The following is a 23,785-nucleotide window of genomic DNA, read 5'->3' as shown; positions in this document are numbered from 1 at the left end:
ACTTAAAATTAGTAAAATCTGATAATATAAACTATCATGGAAGAGACTATACTTAACGATATGATTTTAATTTCACATACTGATGTAGTGAAAGGGGTTATAAATAAATCTACAACTCAACCATACCCTTTTGTGCAATTTTTTAATGATAACAATAATGTATTTACTGCGTGTGGAACTATATTAACTTTAATAGCTATAATAATATCCCTTTATGCCGTTAATAAAAGTACAAAGGTAAGTCATCACCAAATACTGGTCAGTAAATTAGAAGAAATGTGCGGTATACTGAATGACTTACAAATTGAGTATTTCCAATTTTATAACTTTTATGAAAGGTTATCAAAACTAGAAGATATTCAAATACTGAAAAACAAGAAAGAATCTGCAAAAATCACTGCAAATCTAGATGAAGAACTTTCTAAAATTGATTTTAATCAATATTTCGACAAACTTAGTAGATTAAATGTTTTAGTTAGTGCTTACTTAAATGATGTTAAAAATGTAACAACATTCAAGACAGGGAGACCGAATTGGCTCAATTCTAAACTACCAAAAAAATCAAATTTAAAATACGATATTATTGTGTTTATTGAAATCTATAACTCTTTATTGCTTATTTTAATGTATAAAGAAAACAACAAAATTGAATTTCTTAAAAAGGTACCATCACCTGACACTATTGGTGAATTGGTTAGACAACTAATCTACAAAATTATGGACAAAATGGGATATGTCAATGAAACCAATGACAAAGGTTATGAGATATACCGGAATACAATATTTGAAAAAAATCTTTATAGTAAAACTGAAAAAACTGGATCATAATCGTCATGGCTCCAACCCCAAAAACGGCACTTCCGTAAGCCTTTACAAATAAAAAGTTTTTTTAAAATGGAAGCTGAATTTGAGTTTTAATCTCTTCAACAATTCTACTCAAATCCAAACTATTTTGATGTGACCAAAATTCACTTTCAATTTGATTATTTCTGATACAATTATTACACTCAATTATCTCATGAGCATAACCTTTCCCAAGAGTCGGCAAACTATAAATCGATTCATGTTCCTCTTTAAAAATAGAATATCCATTGGCCATAAACCACGGCGAATTTAATTCGATTCGGCCTTGTGTTCCGCTAATCAACGCTTTCATATCAGATTCTGAAACTATAGAAGAATGTAAAACTGCCTGCGCTTTTTCATATTGTAAAATCATTGAAGTTTGTAAATCAATTCCATTTTTATGATAAACAGCTTTAGACATTATCTCTTTCGGAATTCCGAATACTATATAGGAGAGAAATAATGGATAAACGCCAATATCAAATAATGCTCCGCCGCCGCGGTTTTTATCGAAAAGCCGGCTTCCTTCTTCATCATTTCCTATAAAAGCAAAATCGGCTTTTATGTAATTGGGTTCGCCTATAATTCCACTTTCAATTTTTGTCAAAACATCCTGAACAGCCGGAATAAAACGTGTCCAGAAAGCTTCCATAAAAAACTTATTATGTTTTTTAGAAGCCTCGATCATACGCCCGGCATCTTTATAAGAAAGAGCAATTGGTTTTTCGCATAAAACATGTTTACCGCTTTCAAGTGCTTTTATAGACAATTCAGCGTGCGAATCGTGAGGCGTTGCGATATAAACTATATCAACTTCCTGATCTGCAAAAAGTGCTTCATAAGAGTCGTATGTTTTTGCTGCATTGTATTTTGAAGCAAATTCATCTGCTTTCAAAATATCACGAGAAGCAACGGCAAGCAAATCAGCATCTTCTATCAATAATAAGTCTGTTGCAAATTGATGTGCAATATTTCCCAAGCCAATTATTCCCCATTTTATTTTCTGATTTTTCATTCTTAAATTTTAATTATAAAAAGTGTTAAAAACATTAAATATACTTCAACAATAAATCTAATTAGATGTTTTTAGATAACAAACAACAAGTTTAACTCAAAAAAGTGTATTAAAAAAATAGGAAAAATATTCGATTTGAAAACCTAGTAAAAAAAAACGCTGCTAAAATGTAAATTTTAAGTCCATTTTAACAAATAGATTCAAAATTGAGGGGGTTAAATTTAAAAATTAACAAAAATTAAACATTAGCCTCTATTTTATTAGGGGGTATTAAATCATTTTATACTTTTATCAAAAATTTTAAAACTAAATAACTATGCGAAAAATTATTTTAAGTGTGATTCTTATCACTATTTTGGTACTAACCTTTATATCGAATTTCATCATCGCCGATAACCCAATTCCGGCAGAAGCTGTAAAGTTTGATACAGGAGATACGGCTTGGATGATCGTTGCAACTGCTTTTGTATTGTTAATGACTCCAGGATTAGGATTTTTCTACGGAGGTATGGTAGGTAAGAAAAACGTTATCAGTACTATGCTTCAAAGTTTTATGGCAATGGTAATTGTTACAATTTTATGGGTTGTTGTTGCTTTTGGATTGGCTTTTGGTCCTACAATTGGAGGAATCATCGGAAATCCATCTTCTAATTTATTCTTTGAAGGTGTTGGAACAAACACTGCATGGAGTCTTGCACCAACGATTCCGTTTATGTTATTCGCATTATTTCAGGCCAAATTTGCCATTATTACTCCTGCGTTAATTACAGGTGCTTTTGCAGAACGTGTACGTTTCTGGGCTTATTTGTTATTCATGGTTTTATTCATAATTGTTATATATGCTCCTTTGGCTCACATGACATGGCATCCTGATGGAGTTTTCTTTAAAATGGGAGTTCTTGACTTCGCTGGTGGAACTGTAGTACACATGAGTGCTGGTTGGGCTGCATTAGCCGGAGCTATCTTTTTAGGAAAAAGAAAAATTCAAAAAGTTAATCCTGCGAGAATTACTTATGTATTATTAGGAACAGGTTTACTATGGTTTGGATGGTTTGGTTTCAATGCAGGATCTGCATTAGGATCAAATGGTCTAGCTGTACAGGCTTTAGGAACAACTACTGTTGCCGCTGCCGCTGCTGCAATGGCTTGGGTTTTCCTTGATAAAATTTTAGGACACAAATTATCTGCGCTTGGAGCTTGTATTGGAGCAGTTGTAGGTCTTGTTGCCATTACGCCTGCTGCTGGTTTCGTAAGTATCTCTCACGCAATCTTTATTGGAGCTTTTGCTGCAATTGTAAGTAACCTTGTAGTAAGCAAATTCCCTAAAGGAAAAATCGACGATGCTCTTGATGTATTTGCTTGTCACGGTGTTGGTGGTATGGTAGGTATGTTATTAACTGGAGTTTTTGCTTCAAAAGCTATTAACCCTGTTGTTGGTGATAACCAAGGTTTAATCTTCGGAACTCCAACTTTATTTATCAACCAATTAACTGCTTTAGTTGTAGTTTCAATCTTCGCTTTTGTAGGTTCTTATATTTTATTCTTTGTTGTAAATAAAATTACTCCTCTAAGAGTTACTGAAGAAAAAGAAGAATTAGGTTTAGATATCTCTCAACACGGAGAATTCTTATAAGAAATTAATTTTTATACTACTTGCTGATAAAAAAAGCACTCTATATTATTTAGAGTGCTTTTTTGTTTGAATTAACTTCAACCGATTTAAAAATATATTTTAGATTTTAGAGTGTGGATTTTAGATTAAAGCTTCACTCGTCACATATCTTATGCATAACTTCTTAAAACATAGCCCACGGTTTCAACCGTGGGGCGCATAGAATAGAAGGTTTGATATTGATGTGTTCCCGCGGTTGAAACCGCGGGCTATGTTTTAATATCAGATTCCAAATTACCAAGAGATTAAGATAGAATTTCTCTAATTCCTCACTCATAATTCATAATTCATAATTCATAACTCAAAAGAACTTACTTAAAGTTCGCTATTCCTTCTTTTAACCAATTTAAATATTCATCTGCGCTTACATAGCTAATTGTTGGTTTAGAAGTATGCAGATTATTTCCTTCTAAGTCTGTAATTACATATAAAGGCTGTGTATTGGTTTTATATTTTGAGATCATAAAATCGGTCCATTTATCACCAACAGTAATAATTTTATCTCCTGCAGCTGTTACAAATTGCTCTTCTTTTGGTAATTCGCGCTTATCATCAACATAAAGAGAAATCAAAACAACATCATTTTTTAAGATTGGTAAAATCGTTGGTTCAGACCAAACGTTGTTTTCCATTTTTCTGCAGTTTACGCAGGCATAACCCGTAAAATCAAGCATAATTGGTTTATGGATTTCTTTTGCATACGCTAATCCGTCTTCATAATCATGGAAAACCATAATTCCGTGCGGACCTAATTCTGCACCTTCAGGAAGTCCTTTTACATCAGAACTCAAGCCTGAATTCCCAGATCCTCCAACTCCAAACGGACTTTCACTGTATTGTGGCGGTGGCGGAAATGCGCTGATTAATTTTAATGGTGCTCCCCAAAGTCCCGGAATTAGATAAACTGTAAATATTAAAGTAAGTAATCCCATATACAATCTTCCAACTGAAATACGTTCTAACGGGCTATCATGAGGTAAGGTGATTTTTCCAAATAAATATAATGTCATTGCTGCGAAAATTGCGATCCAAATCGCTAAGAATACTTCTCTTTCTAAGAAATGTAATTGTAAAACTAAATCGGCATTTGATAAAAATTTAAATGCAAATGCTAATTCTAAAAAGCCTAAAACTACTTTTACAGTATTTAACCAGCCTCCGGATTTTGGCAATGAATTTAACCAACCCGGGAACATTGCAAACAACATAAACGGAAGTGCTAATGCAGAAGAAAATCCTAACATTCCAACTGCTGGAGCAATACCTCCATTTGTCGCTGCTTCAACTAAAATCGTACCTACAATTGGCCCTGTACATGAAAAAGATACAATTGCTAACGCTAATGCCATAAACAATATCCCAATTATTCCTCCTCTATCAGCTTGCTGATCAGCTTTGTTTGCCCACGAATTTGGAAGCATAATTTCAAAAGCACCTAAAAATGAAGTAGCAAAAATAACTAAGATCACAAAGAAGATAAGATTAAACCAAACGTCTGTAGACAATGCATTTAGGGCATCTGCACCAAATATTTTAGTAACAATCAATCCTAAACCAACATAAATTACAATAATAGCAATGCCATAAATAATAGCATTTCTTATTCCAGCAGCTCTCGTTTTACTTTGTTTCGTAAAAAAACTTACTGTCATTGGAATCATTGGAAAAACACATGGCGTTAATAATGCAGTAAATCCAAACAAGAAGGCAACAAAAAATATAGACCATAAACTTCTTGTAGGTGCCGGAGCAGGAATTTCTTCTTTTACCGCTTTTTCAGTTTCTGCTTTTACCGTTTGATCTTTAGCAACTTCTGTTTCTTTTTTAACAGTATCTATGGCTAAACCTGTTCTTTTAGTTTCATCTAATTGTGCTGGTGCTATAACAGGAACTTCATCCATTTTAAAGGTTGAAGGAACTGCAATAGAAAATTTCTTATTTGAATTGATACAAACTTCTTTACAAACCTGAAAATCAAAATCTACATCAACCGTTTTTAAATTTGGGTTAATAATTTTTATTTCCTGTTCTATATGTGCTTTTCCCTCAAAGAAAGTTTCATTTACACCAAAAACGTCATTAAAAGCTGTTCTGGTTTTACCTTCTTTTGCTTTTCCTACTAACTCGTAGTTTCCTTTTTGGTTTTTAAAGGCAATTTCTAATGCAAGCGGTCCGCCTTCCGGAGTGAATTGCGAATACATATGCCAGTCTTTTTCGATAGTTCCTTCGAAAATTAAAACGGCATTATTTCCTTTTTTCTCAATTTTAGAAGTCCACTTTACAGGCTCTAAAATTTGGGCATTACTTGCCAAAGCAAAAAAGAAAAACAGAAAAAAGACAGTGATTTTATTCCAGATATTTTTAGAAAATATCATTTGATGGTTTTGATTAAAGTTCATTATTGCAATTCTATTTTAAGTATTTTATTTGTGGCATTTTTTATTTTAAAACGCTCATCCTGCCGAATCCCAACAACCCAAACTATTTGATTATCAGACGCTAAAATCCATGTTTTTTCCTTTTCGATCAGCGATAATTTTTCGTCTTTAAAAAGTTTGCTTACTTTTTTAGACTTTCCATGCATTCCAAAAGGCTGAAAAACATCTCCCTCATTCCATCTACGTAAAACCAAAGGAAACTGGATTTTTTCGGCGTCCACAAAGATAGCTTTATTTGAATCTATTGTAATGTCGTCTACCTGACAAAGCTTCAAATTTAAGGGAAAATTAACTTCTGTAACGTTTGCAGCAATCTCAAATTCTTCTTTTTCTGAAAATTCTGAAATCGGACTTAAAATCAACGTTTCTCTATTTTTTAATAATCGAAATTCCTCAGAAAGAACTTGTTTCCCCGATTGTCCTTCGACTAAATCGTAAATATCGTTCCATGCTGAAAAACCAAATTCATTAAGCCATTGGTACAAATAGGATTTATAATTTGGAAGTTTTTTCAACTGATTCAGATCGAAATGAATATCGTCGCCAACTTCTTTTGCAACCTGCTGATAAATCATAATCGATGCATCTTCAACCATAATCTGCGATTCCTGCAAATATGATTGCGTTTTTTGAAATGCGTTTAAAAAATTGGGATTGATTTCTTTAAGAATGGGAACTAAATCGTGACGGATTTTATTGCGCAGGTATTTATTAGAAGCATTACTGCTGTCTTCTCTCCATTTGATATTATTTTCTTCGGCATATTTCAGAATTTCTTCTCTTGAAAATGGCAAAAGCGGACGTATTATTTTATCGTTTTCTTCTGGAATTCCGGTTAATCCTTCTAATCCGGTTCCGCGGGTTAGATTAATAATAAAGGTTTCCAGATTATCATCTGCATGATGCGCTGTTAAGATATAATCAAAGTTTTTTTCTTCCAGAAGTTCATAAAACCAGCTGTAACGAAGTTCTCGCGCCGCAACCTGAGTCGAAAGTTTATAATCTTTCGCAAAAGCTTCGGTATCGAACTGCGTTATAAAAACCGCAATATCATTTTGATTACAATATTCCTGAACAAAGCTCTGATCGCCGAAACTTTCTAGTCCGCGAAGCTGGAAATTGCAATGCAAAACAGCAATTTCATATGGCAATTGTTTTAATAAATGTAATAAAACCATGCTGTCTAAGCCTCCGCTAACAGCAAGAAAAAGTTTTTTTTCTGCTAAAAATGGAAGTCTCGATGTGATATGGTTTTGGAATTTTGAAAGCATTTGATAAAAGTAACAAATTAAATTTTATCTATTTTTAAATGAAATGTTAAGCAGTGATTTTTTTGTTTGCCACGAATTCACGAATTATTTTTCACGCAGATTTTGCAGATTGAGCAGATTTTTTTTGCCACAGATTGAAAAGATTTACGCAGATTTTTTATTTAAATTTAAATTAAATCTGCAAAATCTGCGTGAAACAAAAAAATCATTTTAATCTGTAACTTTAACTTTTAAATTTACTGTAAAACTTCGTGCATTGCTTTAGCTTTTAGCAAACATTCTTCGTATTCTTTTTCGGGAATGGAAAGAGATGTGATGGCACTTCCGACTGAAAATGAAGCATATTGTTTTTCCTGATTGTATACTATACTTCGAATAACAACATTGAAATCAAAATCACCTTCGGGAGTAAAGTAGCCAACTGCTCCGCTGTAAATTCCGCGTTTGGTTTCTTCCAGATTTTCGATGATTTTCATAACCGAAATCTTTGGTGCGCCCGTCATGCTTCCCATCGGAAAAGTTGTTTTTAAAACATCTATCGGAGAATATTGAGGATCTAATTTTGATTTGATCGTCGAAATCATTTGATGAACCTGCAGAAAAGAATAAATTTTGCAAAGTTCTTCAACTTCAACAGAACCTTTTTGTGCTGTATGCGATAAATCATTTCGAACCAAATCTGTAATCATGATATTTTCTGCACGTTCTTTTGTGTCAGATTCCAGAAATTCTTTTGATTTTTGATCTTCTGCCGAGTCTAAAAATCGTTTTGAAGTTCCTTTTATAGGCTGAGAAATAATTTTATCTCCTACTTTTTTAAGATAACGTTCCGGCGAGGCAGAAAGTAAATATTGTTTGTGATTTTTGAAGAAAACTGAAAATGGTGCTTGTGAAATTTCATTCAGTTTCTCAAATTTTTCTAACGGATTAATTACAGCATTTTCGGCAAAAAATTCCATACAAAAGTTTGCTTCATACATATCCCCTTTATGAATATGCTCGAGCATTTTAGTTACTTTTTCAACATATGAATCTCTGGAAATACGCTGTTCAATTTTTAAAGATGCTGCACTTTCGACTTTCGACTTTTGACTTTCAACTATCTCATTAAAATCATCTTCAACCTCATCATCGCAAAGCAGTAAATATTGAATTTCAAGCTGGTTTCCTTTTAATACAAATATTTTTTTTGGCTGAAAAAAGAACAAATCGGGAAATTCTAATCCGTCAAAATTATTTGATTTTAAGTCTTCAACATCATTTTTTAAATCATAAGACAAATAGCCGAACAGCCAGTCTTTTGTGGTTTGCTGGTATTGCTTTAAGTCATCAAAAGCGTTCTGAAAATCTGTTTTTAATGATGTAAAAGCGTCGACAGCCAACAAACAATCAAAACTCGAATATTGCTGTGGATAAGAATTACTGTCTAAAAAAATGACTTCACGAAATTGCTGTGCCCAGGTTAAAAGCTGTTGTTTAAACTGCTCTGGGTTTGAAATATATTTGGTAATAGAAACTCTCAAAAATGAATGGTTTTTTAAATTTCAAAATTACAACAAAAAAAGACCTTCGATAAAAGATTCTATAAAAATTATTGGCACGCTTTTTAGTACATCGATTTTGTAATAATTCACAAACATTTTAACAAATCAACCGAATTTAATATCATCCAAACATTTTATTTATTAATCAAATTTTAAACCTTTATGAAAACGAGTGCAAAATTAGGTTTGATCGCCTTAACTATTATTACTTTATTATTTTCCTGCAAAAAAGCAGATTACGATTCTGGGGAATTAGCAGATTCTAAAATGGCAGCAGATACAACTGCTATTTCATCTTCTGCAGCAGTCGAACAAAAAGACAGCAAACAGAAATTTATTAGAACCGCTGATATTAAATTCAAAGTTAAAAACGTCGTCAAATCTACTTATGCAATTGAAAATGCTGTTCAAAAATTTGGCGGTTTTGTTACTTATACCAATTTACAAAGTAACATTCACGATCAAATTAAAACTAAAATTAGTCAGGACAGTACACTTGAAACTACTAAATATTCTGTAGAAAATAATATTACAATTCGTGTTCCCAATACAAAACTCGATACTATTATTAAGACTATTGCAAAGCAAATTGACTTTTTAGATTACAGAATTATAAAGGCCGATGATGTTTCGATAAAATTACTTGCCAATCAACTCTCACAAAAAAGAGGCGCTGTAAATGAAAAAAGGGTAGAAAAAGCAATTGATTCTAAAGGCAAAAAAATAAATGATGTTATGGATGCTGAAAATGTGCTGGCTAATCAAAAAGAAGAAAACGATAATCGTATTATTGAGCATTTATCGATGGAAGATCAAATTAATTTCAGCACTATTACTTTACAGCTTTATCAAAACGAAACCATTAAGCAAGAAATAACTGCGGGCGAAAAAGACAGTGCCGCTTATAAACCTAATTTAGGCATTCAGATTATTGATGCTTTAAAAAGCGGATGGTACATTTTGCAGGCAATATTAGTTTTCTTTATCAATCTTTGGTCAATTATATTACTGATAATCAGCGGATTCTTTCTTTACAAAAAATATTATAAAAAATAAGAAAAGTGTTAATAAAACAACAATTTCATAATAAAAAATTCGTTATATTTGATATAGCATTAAACTAATCCCAAAATAGAATATTATTGATTGTTAAATTCTCAATAAAATAAAGCTTAAAATAGATTTTTGTTTTTATTTGAAGAATATTGATTTGAATTATCAGCACACTAATTATATCATTTTTAACCTATTCAAATTCTAAGTATTATGAAAATTGCTACTATTATTGTCCGCGTTTTGATCGGCCTTCTTTTGCTGTTTGCTTCTATTTCGTTCTTTTTTAAACTTGCGCCGGAACCAGAAACAACAGGTAATTTTAAGGCATTTAATATGGGTTTAGTTGCTTCAACTTATTTGCTTCCCCTTGCAAAAACAGTTGAATTGCTTTGTGGTCTTTCATTTGTAACAGGTCGTTTTGTGACCTTGGCAAATATTCTGATTTTACCAATTACGATCAATATTTTATTTATCAATTATTTTTTAGCGCCGGAAGGCCTGCCAATTGCTGCCTTGCTTTTTCTAGCTAATCTATTTTTAATTTACAGATATTGGGATAATTATAAAACAGTATTTACACCTTGAGTTTGTAAAATATAAAAACAAATAAACCCGACATTTAGAATGCCGGGTTTTTTATTTAATTTCATTTATCGTGGTTTACCCAAATCAAATCTGATATGTTGTATCCTATTTCCTGAGCTTTGATCAAAAAATCTGCTTTAATGCTTTCCGGCATTGTAGTTTCTCTGGAAAGTATCCACATGTATTTTAAGCTTTCGCCTGCAACAAGTGCATATTTATAGTCGCTGTCTACCGCGACAACATTATACCCTGAATAAAAAGGACCAAAAAATGAGACCTTGAGCATACCAACATTGTCTTTTTTGACAAACTTGGCTTTCCCGATGCTCTGTTCCCATCTGTCTTTTTTGACATCATAGCCCTTATTATCGACTCTAATAGTACCGTTATCGTTAAGAGAATATTCGGCGGTAACATTATCTAAGTTTCTTTCCCATTTGTAATCTAATCGTGCGATCTCATACCATTTTCCTAAATACTTTGCTTTATCAAAATTGGTAACAGCAGCAGCTTTTTTAGGAATAGTTGAACCACAAGAATAAAGAACGAATGCAATTCCTGCTCCTAATAGAACCGGAGCAATATATTTGTTTTTCATGATGTAATCTTTTTATTATCATAAAGATAACATCTGAATTGTACATCTAATTTACAAAATTTTTCCTGAAGTTTATATTTTTTCAGGCATTAAAATTTGAGACAAAATAAAAAACCCGTCTCGTTAAAAAACGAGACGGGTTTTAAAATATGATTTTACGTAAAATTATACGTGTATTGCTCTGTTTTCTGTTGCTGCCAATGCTGCTTCTTTTACCGCTTCCGCGAAAGTTGGATGCGCATGGCTCATTCTTGAAATATCTTCAGCAGAAGCTTTGAATTCCATTGCAGTAACTGCTTCAGCAATTAAATCGGCTGTACGTGCTCCAATCATGTGAACTCCTAAAACTTCATCCGTTTTTTCGTCAGCAAGGATTTTTACGAATCCGTCTAAGTCTGCACTTGCTCTTGCACGCCCCAAGGCTTTAAAAGGAAAACTTCCAGATTTGTAAGCAACACCTGCTGCTTTCAATTGCTCTTCAGTTTGTCCAACTGCAGCAACTTCCGGCCAAGTGTAAACTACACCAGGAATTAAGTTATAATCGATGTGTGGTTTTTGACCTGCTAAGATTTCAGCAACCATAGTTCCTTCTTCCTCTGCTTTGTGTGCTAACATTGCTCCACGAACAACATCACCAATTGCATAAATATTCGGAACATTAGTTTGCAAATGATCGTTTACTTCAACTTGTCCTCTGTCTGAGATTTTAACTCCAGCTTTGTCAGCGTTTAATCCATCTGTATAAGGACGACGACCAACAGAAACTAATGAATAATCTCCTTCCAGCGTAATTGTTTCTCCTTTTGCATTTTCAGCCTGAACTGTAACAGCATCGTCATTTCTTTCAACTGATTTTACTTTGTGAGAAACGTAGAATTTCATTCCTTGTTTTTTCAATACTTTAGTCAATTCTTTAGAAAGAGAACCGTCCATTCCAGGAATGATTCTGTCCATGAATTCAACTACAGAAACCTGAGCCCCTAAACGCAAATAAACTTGTCCAAGTTCGATTCCGATAACTCCACCACCAATAATTACTAAGTGTTTTGGAACTTCTTTTAATGCTAAAGCTTCAGTCGAAGTGATGATTCTTTCTTTATCAATTTTAATGAATGGCAAAGAAGATGGTTTTGATCCTGTAGCAATTACAGTATATTTTGCTTCGATAGTTTCTGATGTTCCGTCAGCTTTTGCAACTGCAATATGTGTTGCGTCTACGAATGAACCTAAACCATTGAAAACAGTAATTTTATTTTTATCCATTAAGTAGTTGATTCCACCTACGGTTTGATCTACAACTGCTTGTTTACGAGCAATCATTTTCTCTAAATTGATTTTCACATCACCAGAAACTTCGATTCCGTGATCTGCAAAATGAGCAATTTCTGCGTAATGATGAGAAGAAGAAAGTAATGCTTTTGAAGGAATACAACCTACGTTAAGGCAAGTTCCGCCTAATGAAGTATATTTTTCTACAATTGCAGTTTTGAAACCTAATTGTGCGCAACGAATTGCCGATACATATCCGCCAGGACCTGAACCTATAATGACTACGTCAAATGAACTCATAGTATTTTGTTTTTATTTTAGCGGTTACAAAATTAAGCAATAAAGTTTTGTTTGAAGTTTAATTTTCAATGTTTTTTGTGTGAAATTTTGGGTTGTGGTTTTACCGCAAAGAGCACTAAGAATTACGCAGAGGTTTGCAAAGTTTTTGTTTTTTTAGTCTCGCAAAGACGCAGAGTCGCAAAGTTTTTTTGTTAAATGAATTGCGTCCAGCTTTAGCTGGATGGTAAATTATTGCCGAAGTAAAAGGCTTTAGCCAAACTGACACAGATTTGGCTAAAGCCCTTTTCTATATAAATCTAAAACCTCCAGCTAAAGCTGGAGGCAATTCAAAAACCTTTGAACCTTTGTCACTCTGTAACTTTATGCCTTTCAAAAAGAAATCACCGTCGAGTTCTTAACCTCACTAATCATAAACATACTTTGTGTGCTTCCAATATGCTGTAATGAAGTCAGTTTGGTAACTAAAAATTCCCTGTAAGCTTCCATATCTTTTACCAAAACTTTCAGAATATAATCGTAATCGCCGCTTACGTGATGACATTCTAAAACTTCGTTGAGTTTGATGACTTCACTTTCGAATTTGGTCAGGAATTCTTTGGTATGCTGAATCAATTTTAGATGACAGAAAACCACAAATCCTTTTTCAATTTTGGATTTATCAACTAAGGCTGTGTAGTTTTTAATTATACCTTCTCTCTCTAATTTTTTGATTCGTTCGTAAACTGCTGTTACCGAAAGATTCAGTTTTAAAGATAATTCTTTGGTTGTTTTTTTACTGTCGGTTTGTAGTAAAACCAAGAGTTTTTTATCGATTTCGTCTAAAGTCATGATTACGTCATTGCGAGGAACGAAGCAATTTCATCCTCCGGTTAGTATTATTGTTTGTTTTTGAAAAGAAAGAAAATCTATTGAATTATGATTTACAAATCAAAATTAGATTAAAAATCACAATAAATTAATTTTTATAGTTTTAAAATCTAATTATTCATCATGTAGTTGACTAATTTTCTAATTAGATCTTATTTTGAATAGAATTTCTTTTGAAAACGAGTGTCCTAGCCCTGATAGAAGCGGCATCCTTTTGTGGCGGGGTTCGCCACAAAAGATATAGCGGATAGCAGGAAATAGCTCCTGAAAATTAGACTTAAATTCTACATGTTAAGAACTTGAAACTTGAAACAAATAAAACTTGAAACTAAAAAAATATGAAAGACTTTAACCCGGCAGATAAAATTCAGGATCTGCAGTACTTTGGTGAATTTGGCGGTGTGAATCCGTCGATTTCTGATTCTTCGACTTATACTTTTCTTTCGGCAAAAACTATGTTTGACACTTTTGAAGGGAACATGGAGGGCTGTTATTTGTATTCGCGCCATTCATCGCCAAGTAATTTATATTTAGATCAGGCTTTGGCAGCAATGGAAGGGACGGAAACGGCAAATGTTTCAGCTTCGGGAATGGGAGCAATTACCCCTACTCTATTACAGCTTTGCGGTGCAGGCGATCATATTGTTTCGAGCCGAACTATTTATGGCGGAACATACGCTTTCTTAAAAAACTTTACACCAAGATTTGGCATTGAAACAAGCTTTGTTGACATTACAAAATTGGATGTTGTAGAAGCTGCAATTACGCCAAATACGAAAGTTTTGTATTGCGAAACGGTTAGTAATCCGTTATTGGAAGTAGCTGACATTGCTGGTTTGGCTAAAATTGCTAAAAGACATAATTTGAAATTAGTTGTCGATAATACGTTTTCGCCATTATCGGTTTCTCCTGCAAAATTAGGTGCCGATATTGTAATTCACAGTTTAACGAAATACATTAACGGAAGCAGTGATACGGTTGGCGGCGTGACTTGTGCTTCGAAAGAATTTATTAATTCGTTGAAAAATGTAAACTCTGGTGCGAGTATGCTTTTAGGACCAACGATGGATAGTTTACGTTCTGCAAGTGTCATGAAAAACCTTCGTACGCTTCATATCCGAATTAAGCAACACAGTCACAATGCGCATTTTCTGGCGGATCAATTTGAAAAAGACGGATTAAAAACGGTTTATCCGGGATTAAAAAGCCACCCTAGTCATGAATTGTACAAAACGATGATTAATCCCGAATATGGTTTTGGCGGAATGATGACGATTGATGTTGGTACTTTGGCGAAAGCAAATGAATTAATGGAGTTGATGCAAGCTAGAAATTTGGGTTATCTGGCGGTAAGTTTAGGGTTTTATAAAACGTTATTCAGCGCGCCGGGAACCTCAACTTCAAGTGAAATTCCGTTGGAAGAACAACATGAAATGGGATTGACAGATGGTTTGATTCGTTTTTCTATTGGTTTGGATAATGATATTGATCGTACTTATGAAATGATGAAGGCTTGTATGATTGAGCTTGGGATCTTGAATTCCACAGAGAATCGCAAAGAAGTTTTCGCAGAGATTCACTAAGAAGTTTCACGCAGATTTAAAAAGATTTAAGCAGATGTACGCAGATTTATTTATTATAATAAAATTTAAAAATCTATTTCAATCTGCTTAAATCTGCAGAATCTGCGAGAAACAAAAAATCTTTTTTAATCCTGGAATTTGTGGCAAAATAAAAAAGCCGTTCTGAAATCAATCAGAACGGCTTTCTCATTTATAATTTATAACTTAACTACATTAAGTTTACTATTTTTTCTACTATAAGTAAAGTAAATAAACAGCCCGATTAATAACCAAATGGTAAAGTAAATCCAATTCCAAACGCTTAATTCAGCCATCATATACAAACAGCAGATTAATCCTAAAAGTGGAATTAAAGACAGATTTCTTCTGAAAGCCCAAACAGCTAATCCAACTAAAACGAATAAGAATATCCACATTGGAATTTTGTGTTTGAATAAACTAAATCCTGATTCATATTTTGCAGAATCAGCAATTGGTAAACCTTTTACAACTTCGACATATTTAGCTTCGTCGTCTTGGTATTGTCCTAATAAATGTTCTAAATCTGATGTTTCGGCAGTTTTATTGTTTACCTCGATGCTTTCTAAATATTTGAAAACTTTTTCAGATTCTGGTTTATCTAAAGAAGTCACGATTGAAGTTGCATCATAAATTTGTGGATCATTATTAATAAACGCCATTGTCGCTTTATTGTTGAAAGTAAAAGCATAATACAATCCTGCGATCATTAAAACCGGAAGAATGAATTTTGAATTGACATAAGGCGTTTTAAATTTTCCTCTCGGAATTTCAGGTTTATTTTGCAATACTAAAACTCCCGCACAAACCAATACAAAGGCAAATAAAGTCCCGATACTGCATAAATCAGTTACCATTGTCAAATTCAAAAATAAAGCCGGAATTGCCACTACAAAACCTGTTACGATTGTTGCGAAAGATGGAGTTTTGAATTTTGGATGCACCGTAGAGAATTTCTTTGGCAGTAAACCGTCACGACTCATGCTCATCCAGATACGCGGTTGTCCCATTTGGAAAACCAATAAAACGCTTGCCATAGCCACTACTGCACTAACCGCAATAATTCCCGACATCCATTTTAAGTCTAATTTATCGAAAACAAATGCAAGAGGATCTCCAACATTTAATTCGTGGTATTTTACCATTCCGGTTAAAACCAAGGCAATAGCAATATATAAAATCGTACAGATGATAATCGCCCACATCATTCCGCGTGGTAAATCGCGCTGCGGGTTTTTACATTCTTCGGCTGTTGTCGAAATAGCATCAAAGCCAATGTAAGCGAAGAAAACGGCAGAAACTCCTTTTAAAACACCGCCAACTCCATTTGGAGCAAACGGATCCCAGTTTGCTGTATCTACATAAAATACACCAACGGCAATTACTAAAAGAACTACACAAAGTTTTATCACAACCATTAAGTTACTCGCGTTACGAGACTCTTTCATTCCTCTGTAAACCAAAGCTGTAATTAAAATAATAATGAATAATGCAGGTATATCGGTAACGAAATGAAAAGATCCTATTGTTGGCGCAGTTGTCCATGCTGTGTGTGCCTGTTGTAAAGCAACACTTAAATTTTCGAAAGATTTTCCGCCTCGCATTAAAGCTTCGGCATCATTAAATCCGTTTGAAGCGGTTAAATAATCCATCTGAATCCATTGCGGTAAATGAATTCCGCCGCTCTGGAGCAGTCCGCTAAAATAATCACTCCATGATATGGCTACAGTTATATTTCCTACGGCATATTCCATAATCAAAGCCCATCCAATTATCCAGGCGATTAATTCTCCAAAAGCAACATAAGAATACGTATAAGCACTTCCTGAAACCGGAACCATCGAAGCAAATTCAGCATAAGCAAAAGCGGCAAAACTACATGCAAGAGCTGTAAATAAGAACAAGAAAATAACAGCTGGTCCGCCGTCTGCACTGGCTTTTCCAATCGTACTAAAAATTCCCGCTCCAACAATAGCCGCTATTCCGAATGCAGTTAAATCCCTTGTAGTCAAATGTTTTCCTAGTGCATTATGACCATCTGATTCATTCTGAGCAACCTGCTTCAGAATATCCTGTACTGTTTTCTTTCGGAATAAACTTGAAAATGCCATATATGATTTGCTATTATAAATTAATTTAATTCAGTTGTTATGGTTTTATTTTGCAAATAATGCAAAAATTATCCTGATTTCAAATATATAAAACCATTTTGTTTTATTGTGAATTATTTTTTGCCGCCAAGACGCTAAGACACAAAGTTTTTTTGCCACGAATTTCTCTAATTTACTCGAATTATTCTTTCACTCAGGTTTAAATTTGATCAGTTATAAATAAATCTGCACACATCTGCCTAAATCTTTTTAAATCTGCTTGAAAATTTTGCCACAAATTACAAGAGATTAAAAATGATTAAAAAAATCTGTGTTAATCCATTTAAATCCGTGTCATCCGCGTGCCATCTTTTCCGCATAAGCCACTTATATCAAACACAAATGTAACATTTATCAAAAATAGCTTACTAATAATTTGATATTTAACTTAAAAGATGAATTATATGGAAAAAATTTCAAGACGCTCATTTGTGAATAAATTTGGTGTTGGTGTTGGTGCTTCAGTTATTATGACAACTCTCCCTTCTTTTTTATCTGCGCCGGAAACGGATAAAATACCGTATACAGGAAAAAAATTAAATATTGCGCTTTGTGGTCTTGGAAATTACGCGTCCATGTTAGCAGAAGGAATTCAGGTTTCTGAATATTGCCATCTTGCCGGAATCGTTACCGGAACTCCTGAAAAAGCGACAAAATGGAAAAGCAAATACAATATACCTGACAAGAATGTTTATAATTATCAAAACTTCGACGAAATCAGCAAAAACAAAGACATTGATTTAGTTTATGTGGTATTGCCAAATGGCCTTCATAAAGAATTTGTTATTCGCGCTGCAAAAGCGGGAAAACATGTCATTACCGAAAAACCAATGGCTATTACTGTCAAAGACTGCGAAGAAATGATCAAAGCCTGCGAAGATAATAAAGTGCAACTGGCGATTGGTTATCGCTTGCATTATGAACCTACCCATTTAGAAATTAAACGATTGGGACAAGAGAAAATTTTAGGACAAGTGCGTTATATCGAAGCTTCTCTTGGTTATCAAATACACGATCCGCGTGATACGAAAAGCACTGTTAATTTTAATGACCGAAACGAATGGAGATTGAACAAAAAATTATCCGGAGGTGGTCCGCTAATGGACTTAGGCGTTTATTGTATTCAGGCAAGCCGTTATGTTTTAGAAGAAGAGCCAATTGCGGTTACGGCTCAATTCGGCAAAGTATATAACAAGCAGATTTTTGCTGAAACTGAGGAAAGTATTTCCTGGCAAATGGAATTTCCAAGCGGTGCGGTTTCCAATTGTAATACTTCTGTTAGTTACAATATTGACCGATTTTACGCTTCCGCAGATGAAGGTTTTTTCGAATTAAGTCCCGCTTTGAGTTACGGACCATTCGAAGGAAAAACATCAAAAGGCGTTCTGAAATTTCCTGTAATAAATCAACAGCAAACGCAAATGGATGAAATTTGCAAAGTATTATTAGAAAACAAAAAACTGCCTAATCATATTACAGGCGAAGAAGGACTTAAAGATATTAAAGTCATCAACGCCATCTATAAAGCCGCTGAAACAGGAAAGAAAGTTTCACTAGAGTAGTTTTGACACAAAGGCTCTAAGACACAAAGTTTTTAATTTATTTCAATTCGTGAATTCGTGGCGGAAAAAATAGCCACGAATTCACGAATTATTTTTTTTTTTAATCTTTGCGAACCTTGCGTAGACCTTAGCGAACTTTGCGGTTAAGCCTTCAAACAGCTTCTCAAAATACTAACCGGATGCTGTGCTTCACGTTTCGTTCCATCATAAATTTGATGACGGCAGCTCGTTCCTGCAGCGGCGATTTTTACGTTTTCGGCAGTATTGCGAACTTTTGGAAAAAGCGTGTCCTCTCCCATCTGCATACTTACTTTATAATGTTCTTTTTCATAACCAAAAGAACCCGCCATTCCACAGCAGCCCGAATTATAAATCGTGACAGTATTATTTTTAGGAAGGTTCAGCATTGCAAAAGTCGCTTCAACAGAACTCAATGATTTTTGATGGCAATGTCCGTGGATTTTTATTTCTTTGGTTTCTTCAGAAAATGAATCCGGTGTTATTTTGCCGTCGATTATTTCTTTTTTGAAGAATTCCTCAATTGTAAAAGCATTTTGAGACAAACGTTCCGCACTTTCTTTATCCGATGCCAATCGTAAATATTCGTCTCTAAAAGTCAAAATTGCCGAAGGTTCGATTCCGATTAATGGCATTTTTGCGGAAATTAAATCTTTGAATATATTGACATTAATATCCGTTATCTTTTTCGCTTCTTCCAAAAATCCTTTAGACAAATACGTTCTTCCACTTTCTTCGTGATTTACGATTAAAACTTCATAACCTAATTTCGTCAATAATTCAAAAGCATCAATCCCGATATTGACATCGTAATAATTCGTAAATTCATCAACAAACAAATACAATTGTCCGTTTGGAAAATTGGCAGTTGCAGGTTTGTTATTTTCATACCATTTTCTAAAAGTCTTTTTTGCCAAAAGCGGAACTTGCCTTTCGGGCGCAATTCCCATTGATTTTTTAACAAGCGATTGATTCGAAATAAAATTCGTGATCGACGGGAACAAACTTCCCATTTTGTTCAATTTTGCATTGTTGGCAAAAATTTTACTTCGGGTCGAGAATCCGTTTGCTTTTTGATATTGATATAAAAACTCCGCTTTTAGAGTCGCAACGTCAACATTACTAGGACATTCGCTTGCGCAGGCTTTACAGCTTACACACAACTCAAAAACTTCATATAATTCTTTCTGGTCAAATTTGTTTTCTTTTTCAGAATACGTCAAATATTCTCGTAAAGCATTTGCACGTGCACGAGTCGTTTCTTTCTCATTTCTCGTCGCACGATAACTCGGACACATTGCTCCTCCAGCTGATGGCATTTTTCGGCAATCGCCAGAACCGTTACATTTTTCGGCGGCACGCAAAATTCCTAAACTATCTGAAAAATCCTGAAACGTTTTAATATCCGGTTCTACCCTTCCTGAAATCACACGATGGTTTTCATCCATTTTCAAGGCGTTGACAATCTTTCCTATATTCAAAACTGAATTCGGGTCAAACGCTAATTTGATTCTTTTCAGCAGTTCGTAATTCTTCTCACCGATCATAAACGGAATAAACTCGCCGCGCACGATTCCGTCGCCGTGTTCGCCGCTTAATGAACCTCTGTATTTTTTTACTAAATGCGCCACATCGGTCGCAATGGCTCTGAATAATTTTAAGTCTGATGTCTTCTTTAAATTCAAAACCGGACGCAAATGCAGTTCTCCTGCGCCGGCATGCGCGTAATAGATCGCTTCCTGTCCGTGACGTAGCATCATCGCCGAAAACTCTGCAATATAAGCTGGCAAATCGCTTAATTCAACCGCTGTATCTTCAATAGAATCGGCTGCTTTGTTGTCTCCAACAATACTTCCTAAAAGTCCGAGTCCGGCTTTTCTAAGTTCGTTGGCTTTGTCAATATCAGGGCCGTAAATCTTTACAAGAGCGTAACCAAAATTGTTTTTTTCTAAATCAGCAATTAAAGCATTCGCCTGATTTTCGGCATCTTCTAAATTGTGAGACGCTACTTCAAACAACATAATCGCTTTAGGTTCGCCAACCAAAAAGAATCGGTTTTTAATGTGTTCGCGATTCGTTTTGGTACAATCCAAAATCGTATCGTCGATCATTTCGCAAGTGTACAAATGATGTTTCATCGCCACTACAACAGATTCCAAAGATTCCTGAATCGTATGATAATGCGCCACGACCATAATATTATGGACAGGCGGTAAATCGTCGACTTTTAAAGTAATTTCGATTGTAAAAGCAAGAGTTCCTTCGCTTCCGCAAAGTAATTTTCCAAGGTTTATTGTTGGTTCGGTTCCGCCAAATAATTCTGATCTTAGCAGAATATCAACAGCGTAACCTGTATTTCTTCTGTGAATTTCCGGTTTCGGAAACTCTTTTATAATTTCTTCCTGAATTGCTTTTACCGAAAGTTCGTCGTAAATGCTTTTATAAATTTTATTTTCTAAAGAATCGCCTTTGGTTTTCTCAATAAATTCCGCCGAAGTCAATTCTCCAAAAGCTACTTCTGTTCCATCGCTTAAAATTGCTTTTACCTCAGCAATTTTATCACGCGTTACACCATAACGAATCGAAGTTGTTCCCGATGAATTATTCCCCACCATTCCGCCAATCATGGCTCGATTTGAAGTTGATGTAATGGGTGCGAAAAATACGCCGTGGGGTTTTAAAAATAAATTTAGTTCATCGCGAATAACACCGGGCTGAACCGTAACCGTTTTTTTTTCGGCATCGTAACCAATTATTTTGGCGAAATGTTTTGAAACATCCACCACAAGTCCGTCTCCAACTGCTTGTCCCGCCAGTGAAGTTCCGGCAGTTCTGGGCGTAATCGAAATATTATGCTGTGCCGCAAAGCGAATTAATTTGCTGATATCTGCTGTAGATTTAGGCAAAGCCACCGCATTTGGCCGAATCCGATACACTGATGCGTCTGTCGAATAAAGTGTTTTATGAAGATCATCGTATAAAAGTGTGCCTTCGAGTTCGCCGGCTAATTGCTCTAAATGAGATTGGGTCAACATGTAAATGGTGCTTTTCTTAAAAAATAATTCCTCAAAAACTGAGACAGCAAATATAAAAATATAGCTGCTTAAAACGTATAAAATGCCAATTTATCTTAACAGCCTGTCAACATTTTATAAAATTAAAGTCAAATTCTGTAAAGCATTAAAATTGCAAAATGGGTAATTTTAAGATTTTACTTTTTACGCCTTATTATTATGGAAAATTTCGTTCAGGACGTCTTCAAACATTTAGAAAACTATTATTACAGCATTGTCGATCTTACACCAAAATTTATTCTCGCCATTGTTGTTATTCTCGTTTCGTGGTTTATTGCGGCCCGCATTGGTATTTTTGCCGGAAACCGACTCAAAGCCAAGATGCACGACCGACTTCTCGCCACTTTTATCGCCCGTTTAATTAAATCGGTTTTGATTATTATTGGGGTTTTGTTCATGTTCAAAATTATTGGTCTTGACGGAATCGCCCAAAGTATGCTTGCCGGCGCCGGAATCTCCGCTTTTGTAATTGGTTTTGCGCTTAAAGATATTGGCGAAAATTTCCTTGCCGGAATTCTGCTCGCTTTCAAACGTCCATTTTCTATTGGGGATATTATCGAAAGCAATGGCGTAAAAGGCGAAGTCATCAACCTCAACCTTCGTGACACTGAAGTCAAAAGCGATTCGAAAATCATTTATATTCCCAACGCACTTTTAATTAAAAATACGCTCATTAACTACAACAGCGAAGGATATCTTTTGCAGACTTTTAATGTCGGCCTCGAATATGGTTCTGATTACGGAAAGGCTATAGAACTCGTAAAAGAAGTTCTAAAACGAAACGAAGAAGTAACCGAAAAAGATCATGAAGACGCAGCCGTTATCACGGATATTTCTGGTGTCATTATTCAGTTAAACATTCGTTATTGGGTAAAAACCGGAACCAATAGAAAAAGTGCCGAATGCCGTTCTAAAATCATCGCTGAAGTTTTGAATACGTTGAAAGAAAACGGATTTGTTCTTAAATAAGGCTCTTTTTAAGGGGCAAAGGTTCAGAGTTACAAAGGACAAAAGTTTTCTTTTCTTTGACTTTAAACTCGATTGTCATCCTGAGCGAAGTCGAAGGTTTATGAAATCAATATTTTAATACAACTCTTTCGAATTTGGAATTTCAAAAATTGACCTTTATATTTGATTTATAAACTCAGTTTCTATGAAGCCAAACAGAATCTATTTTTTAGAAAATCCATATCCAAATGGTCACACTTTAGAAGAATTTAAATGGAGCAGAAGAATCGAAGAAGACGAATCAATTTGGTTTGATTTTCATTTAAAAACAGATGATTATTATGCCGAAGATGAATCCGAAGACGACAATGAAGAATTTAAAGGTGACTGGTATTCAAAAGGAGTCTGGGGCAATTTTCATCAATGTACCATGTCTTCAACACATTGGGGAGATTATGGAATTAAAATCAATAAAACTTCACAAAAAGCTATTTTTAATGATTTTATAAAAGAAGATTTATTGGCAGATACTTTTCCACTTGATGAAGATTTTGATTATGATGAAATCGCATTCGGAATTTATTTATTAGGACACGATACCTGCGCCAATCATAGAATAAAAATCACAGAAACGACACAAAACAAATATGATATTGAATGGACTGGAAAAATTGCTTTAACCTATTCCGGAGCTGACGAATTCAGGCATGATTTTAGACTTCTACTTCAAAATGCTGAATTTGACGGTTTTTATTATCCTAAATCCTGGCCGCTCGAAAAAGCAGCAGATTTCTTTAAAACTAATTTTGAAGATTTTGAAGAATACGAATTTGTCGATCTCAACCCAAAAAGCAATAAACGAGAGTATAAATTGAAAAAGAAATAAATCTCTTTAACCCAATTGTCACCCTAAGCGAAGTCGAAGGCTTATGAAAATGTAAATCTTTTTTGGAATTTGGAATTTAAAAAAT

At 34.4% G+C, this 23,785-nt stretch carries 17 protein-coding genes; 8 read left to right on the top strand and 9 right to left on the bottom strand.

All coding sequences use genetic code 11. The features are described from left to right. Positions 1-36 precede the first annotated feature (36 nt). Complete coding sequence (locus ASD98_RS10075; protein ID WP_056203776.1) at positions 37-828, top strand: hypothetical protein; 792 nt, start codon at positions 37-39, stop codon at positions 826-828. A gap of 61 nt (positions 829-889) precedes the next feature. Here the strand turns inward: ASD98_RS10075 and ASD98_RS10070 are convergent, their stop codons facing one another. Continuing rightward, a complete protein-coding gene (locus ASD98_RS10070) occupies positions 890-1,861 on the bottom strand; it encodes a Gfo/Idh/MocA family protein (RefSeq protein ID WP_056203774.1) in 972 nt (323 codons plus the stop codon). 316 nt (positions 1,862-2,177) lie between these two features. Between ASD98_RS10070 and ASD98_RS10065 the strand changes: the two genes are divergently transcribed. After that, positions 2,178-3,494 carry an ammonium transporter gene (locus ASD98_RS10065; protein WP_056203772.1) on the top strand — a complete coding sequence of 439 codons (1,317 nt, stop codon included), beginning with the start codon at positions 2,178-2,180 and terminating at the stop codon, positions 3,492-3,494. A gap of 350 nt (positions 3,495-3,844) precedes the next feature. On the opposite strand, the gene ASD98_RS10060 is transcribed toward ASD98_RS10065, so the two are convergent. The 3 genes from ASD98_RS10060 to ASD98_RS10050 all read right to left on the bottom strand — a co-directional run bounded on the left by ASD98_RS10060 (position 3,845) and on the right by ASD98_RS10050 (position 8,765). Beyond that, on the bottom strand, positions 3,845-5,908 hold the full coding sequence (locus ASD98_RS10060; RefSeq protein WP_056204380.1) for a protein-disulfide reductase DsbD: 2,064 nt from the start codon (positions 5,906-5,908) through the stop codon (positions 3,845-3,847). A 23-nt stretch (positions 5,909-5,931) separates the two neighbouring features. Further along, positions 5,932-7,242 (bottom strand): tRNA lysidine(34) synthetase TilS, encoded by a 1,311-nt coding sequence (gene tilS, locus ASD98_RS10055; protein ID WP_056203769.1) that lies wholly within the window; start codon positions 7,240-7,242, stop codon positions 5,932-5,934. 236 nt (positions 7,243-7,478) lie between these two features. Then, the gene (locus ASD98_RS10050; RefSeq protein WP_056203766.1) at positions 7,479-8,765 is read right to left on the bottom strand and encodes an anthranilate synthase component I family protein; all 1,287 of its coding nucleotides are present in this window, start codon (positions 8,763-8,765) and stop codon (positions 7,479-7,481) included. A 183-nt stretch (positions 8,766-8,948) separates the two neighbouring features. Here ASD98_RS10050 and ASD98_RS10045 point away from each other — a divergent pair, with 183 nt between their 5' ends. Beyond that, positions 8,949-9,842 carry a DUF4349 domain-containing protein gene (locus ASD98_RS10045; RefSeq protein ID WP_056203763.1) on the top strand — a complete coding sequence of 298 codons (894 nt, stop codon included), beginning with the start codon at positions 8,949-8,951 and terminating at the stop codon, positions 9,840-9,842. Between the two features lie 210 nt (positions 9,843-10,052). Further along, on the top strand, positions 10,053-10,427 hold the full coding sequence (locus ASD98_RS10040; RefSeq protein WP_053471099.1) for a DoxX family membrane protein: 375 nt from the start codon (positions 10,053-10,055) through the stop codon (positions 10,425-10,427). A 61-nt stretch (positions 10,428-10,488) separates the two neighbouring features. Here the strand turns inward: ASD98_RS10040 and ASD98_RS10035 are convergent, their stop codons facing one another. The 3 genes from ASD98_RS10035 to ASD98_RS10025 form a co-directional block, all read right to left on the bottom strand. Beyond that, the gene (locus tag ASD98_RS10035) at positions 10,489-11,025 is read right to left on the bottom strand and encodes a lipocalin family protein (RefSeq protein WP_056203760.1); all 537 of its coding nucleotides are present in this window, start codon (positions 11,023-11,025) and stop codon (positions 10,489-10,491) included. A gap of 165 nt (positions 11,026-11,190) precedes the next feature. Next, on the bottom strand, positions 11,191-12,594 hold the full coding sequence (gene lpdA, locus ASD98_RS10030; RefSeq protein ID WP_056203757.1) for a dihydrolipoyl dehydrogenase: 1,404 nt from the start codon (positions 12,592-12,594) through the stop codon (positions 11,191-11,193). 369 nt (positions 12,595-12,963) lie between these two features. Continuing rightward, positions 12,964-13,422 carry an Lrp/AsnC family transcriptional regulator gene (locus ASD98_RS10025; protein WP_056203754.1) on the bottom strand — a complete coding sequence of 153 codons (459 nt, stop codon included), beginning with the start codon at positions 13,420-13,422 and terminating at the stop codon, positions 12,964-12,966. 377 nt (positions 13,423-13,799) lie between these two features. Between ASD98_RS10025 and ASD98_RS10020 the strand changes: the two genes are divergently transcribed. After that, positions 13,800-15,044 (top strand): aminotransferase class I/II-fold pyridoxal phosphate-dependent enzyme, encoded by a 1,245-nt coding sequence (locus tag ASD98_RS10020; RefSeq protein ID WP_056203752.1) that lies wholly within the window; start codon positions 13,800-13,802, stop codon positions 15,042-15,044. 197 nt (positions 15,045-15,241) lie between these two features. Here ASD98_RS10020 and ASD98_RS10015 read toward each other — a convergent pair whose 3' ends face one another. Continuing rightward, positions 15,242-17,173, bottom strand: coding sequence for an amino acid permease (locus tag ASD98_RS10015; RefSeq protein WP_056203749.1), 1,932 nt, complete (start codon positions 17,171-17,173; stop codon positions 15,242-15,244). 443 nt (positions 17,174-17,616) lie between these two features. Between ASD98_RS10015 and ASD98_RS10010 the strand changes: the two genes are divergently transcribed. Further along, positions 17,617-18,774 carry a Gfo/Idh/MocA family protein gene (locus tag ASD98_RS10010; protein ID WP_056203747.1) on the top strand — a complete coding sequence of 386 codons (1,158 nt, stop codon included), beginning with the start codon at positions 17,617-17,619 and terminating at the stop codon, positions 18,772-18,774. 143 nt (positions 18,775-18,917) lie between these two features. On the opposite strand, the gene ASD98_RS10005 is transcribed toward ASD98_RS10010, so the two are convergent. Beyond that, positions 18,918-21,827 (bottom strand): FAD-binding and (Fe-S)-binding domain-containing protein, encoded by a 2,910-nt coding sequence (locus ASD98_RS10005; RefSeq protein ID WP_056203744.1) that lies wholly within the window; start codon positions 21,825-21,827, stop codon positions 18,918-18,920. A gap of 198 nt (positions 21,828-22,025) precedes the next feature. Between ASD98_RS10005 and ASD98_RS10000 the strand changes: the two genes are divergently transcribed. Both ASD98_RS10000 and ASD98_RS09995 read left to right on the top strand, forming a co-directional pair. Beyond that, entirely contained in the window at positions 22,026-22,835 is an 810-nt protein-coding gene (locus ASD98_RS10000) for a mechanosensitive ion channel family protein (RefSeq protein WP_056203741.1), read from the top strand. Between the two features lie 184 nt (positions 22,836-23,019). After that, the gene (locus ASD98_RS09995) at positions 23,020-23,700 is read left to right on the top strand and encodes a hypothetical protein (protein ID WP_056203738.1); all 681 of its coding nucleotides are present in this window, start codon (positions 23,020-23,022) and stop codon (positions 23,698-23,700) included. Positions 23,701-23,785: the final 85 nt, after the last annotated feature.

The organism is Flavobacterium sp. Root186 (genome assembly GCF_001428525.1).
Lineage (GTDB): Bacteria > Bacteroidota > Bacteroidia > Flavobacteriales > Flavobacteriaceae > Flavobacterium.
Note: the sequence above shows the minus strand (reverse complement) of the source record. Positions and strands in the feature narration are given on the sequence as shown.

Excerpts from the sequence above, each read along its gene's own strand:
- ASD98_RS10040 (WP_053471099.1), top strand. The coding sequence starts at position 10,053 with ATGAAAATTGCTACTATTATTGTCCGCGTTTTGATCGGCCTTCTTTTG.
- ASD98_RS10000 (WP_056203741.1), top strand. The coding sequence starts at position 22,026 with ATGGAAAATTTCGTTCAGGACGTCTTCAAACATTTAGAAAACTATTAT.
- ASD98_RS10045 (WP_056203763.1), top strand. The coding sequence starts at position 8,949 with ATGAAAACGAGTGCAAAATTAGGTTTGATCGCCTTAACTATTATTACT.
- ASD98_RS10020 (WP_056203752.1), top strand. The coding sequence starts at position 13,800 with ATGAAAGACTTTAACCCGGCAGATAAAATTCAGGATCTGCAGTACTTT.
- ASD98_RS10005 (WP_056203744.1), bottom strand. The coding sequence starts at position 21,827 with ATGTTGACCCAATCTCATTTAGAGCAATTAGCCGGCGAACTCGAAGGC.
- lpdA (WP_056203757.1), bottom strand. The coding sequence starts at position 12,594 with ATGAGTTCATTTGACGTAGTCATTATAGGTTCAGGTCCTGGCGGATAT.
- ASD98_RS10075 (WP_056203776.1), top strand. The coding sequence starts at position 37 with ATGGAAGAGACTATACTTAACGATATGATTTTAATTTCACATACTGAT.
- tilS (WP_056203769.1), bottom strand. The coding sequence starts at position 7,242 with ATGCTTTCAAAATTCCAAAACCATATCACATCGAGACTTCCATTTTTA.
- ASD98_RS10060 (WP_056204380.1), bottom strand. The coding sequence starts at position 5,908 with ATGATATTTTCTAAAAATATCTGGAATAAAATCACTGTCTTTTTTCTG.
- ASD98_RS10035 (WP_056203760.1), bottom strand. The coding sequence starts at position 11,025 with ATGAAAAACAAATATATTGCTCCGGTTCTATTAGGAGCAGGAATTGCA.
- ASD98_RS10065 (WP_056203772.1), top strand. The coding sequence starts at position 2,178 with ATGCGAAAAATTATTTTAAGTGTGATTCTTATCACTATTTTGGTACTA.
- ASD98_RS10010 (WP_056203747.1), top strand. The coding sequence starts at position 17,617 with ATGGAAAAAATTTCAAGACGCTCATTTGTGAATAAATTTGGTGTTGGT.
- ASD98_RS10015 (WP_056203749.1), bottom strand. The coding sequence starts at position 17,173 with ATGGCATTTTCAAGTTTATTCCGAAAGAAAACAGTACAGGATATTCTG.
- ASD98_RS09995 (WP_056203738.1), top strand. The coding sequence starts at position 23,020 with ATGAAGCCAAACAGAATCTATTTTTTAGAAAATCCATATCCAAATGGT.
- ASD98_RS10025 (WP_056203754.1), bottom strand. The coding sequence starts at position 13,422 with ATGACTTTAGACGAAATCGATAAAAAACTCTTGGTTTTACTACAAACC.
- ASD98_RS10070 (WP_056203774.1), bottom strand. The coding sequence starts at position 1,861 with ATGAAAAATCAGAAAATAAAATGGGGAATAATTGGCTTGGGAAATATT.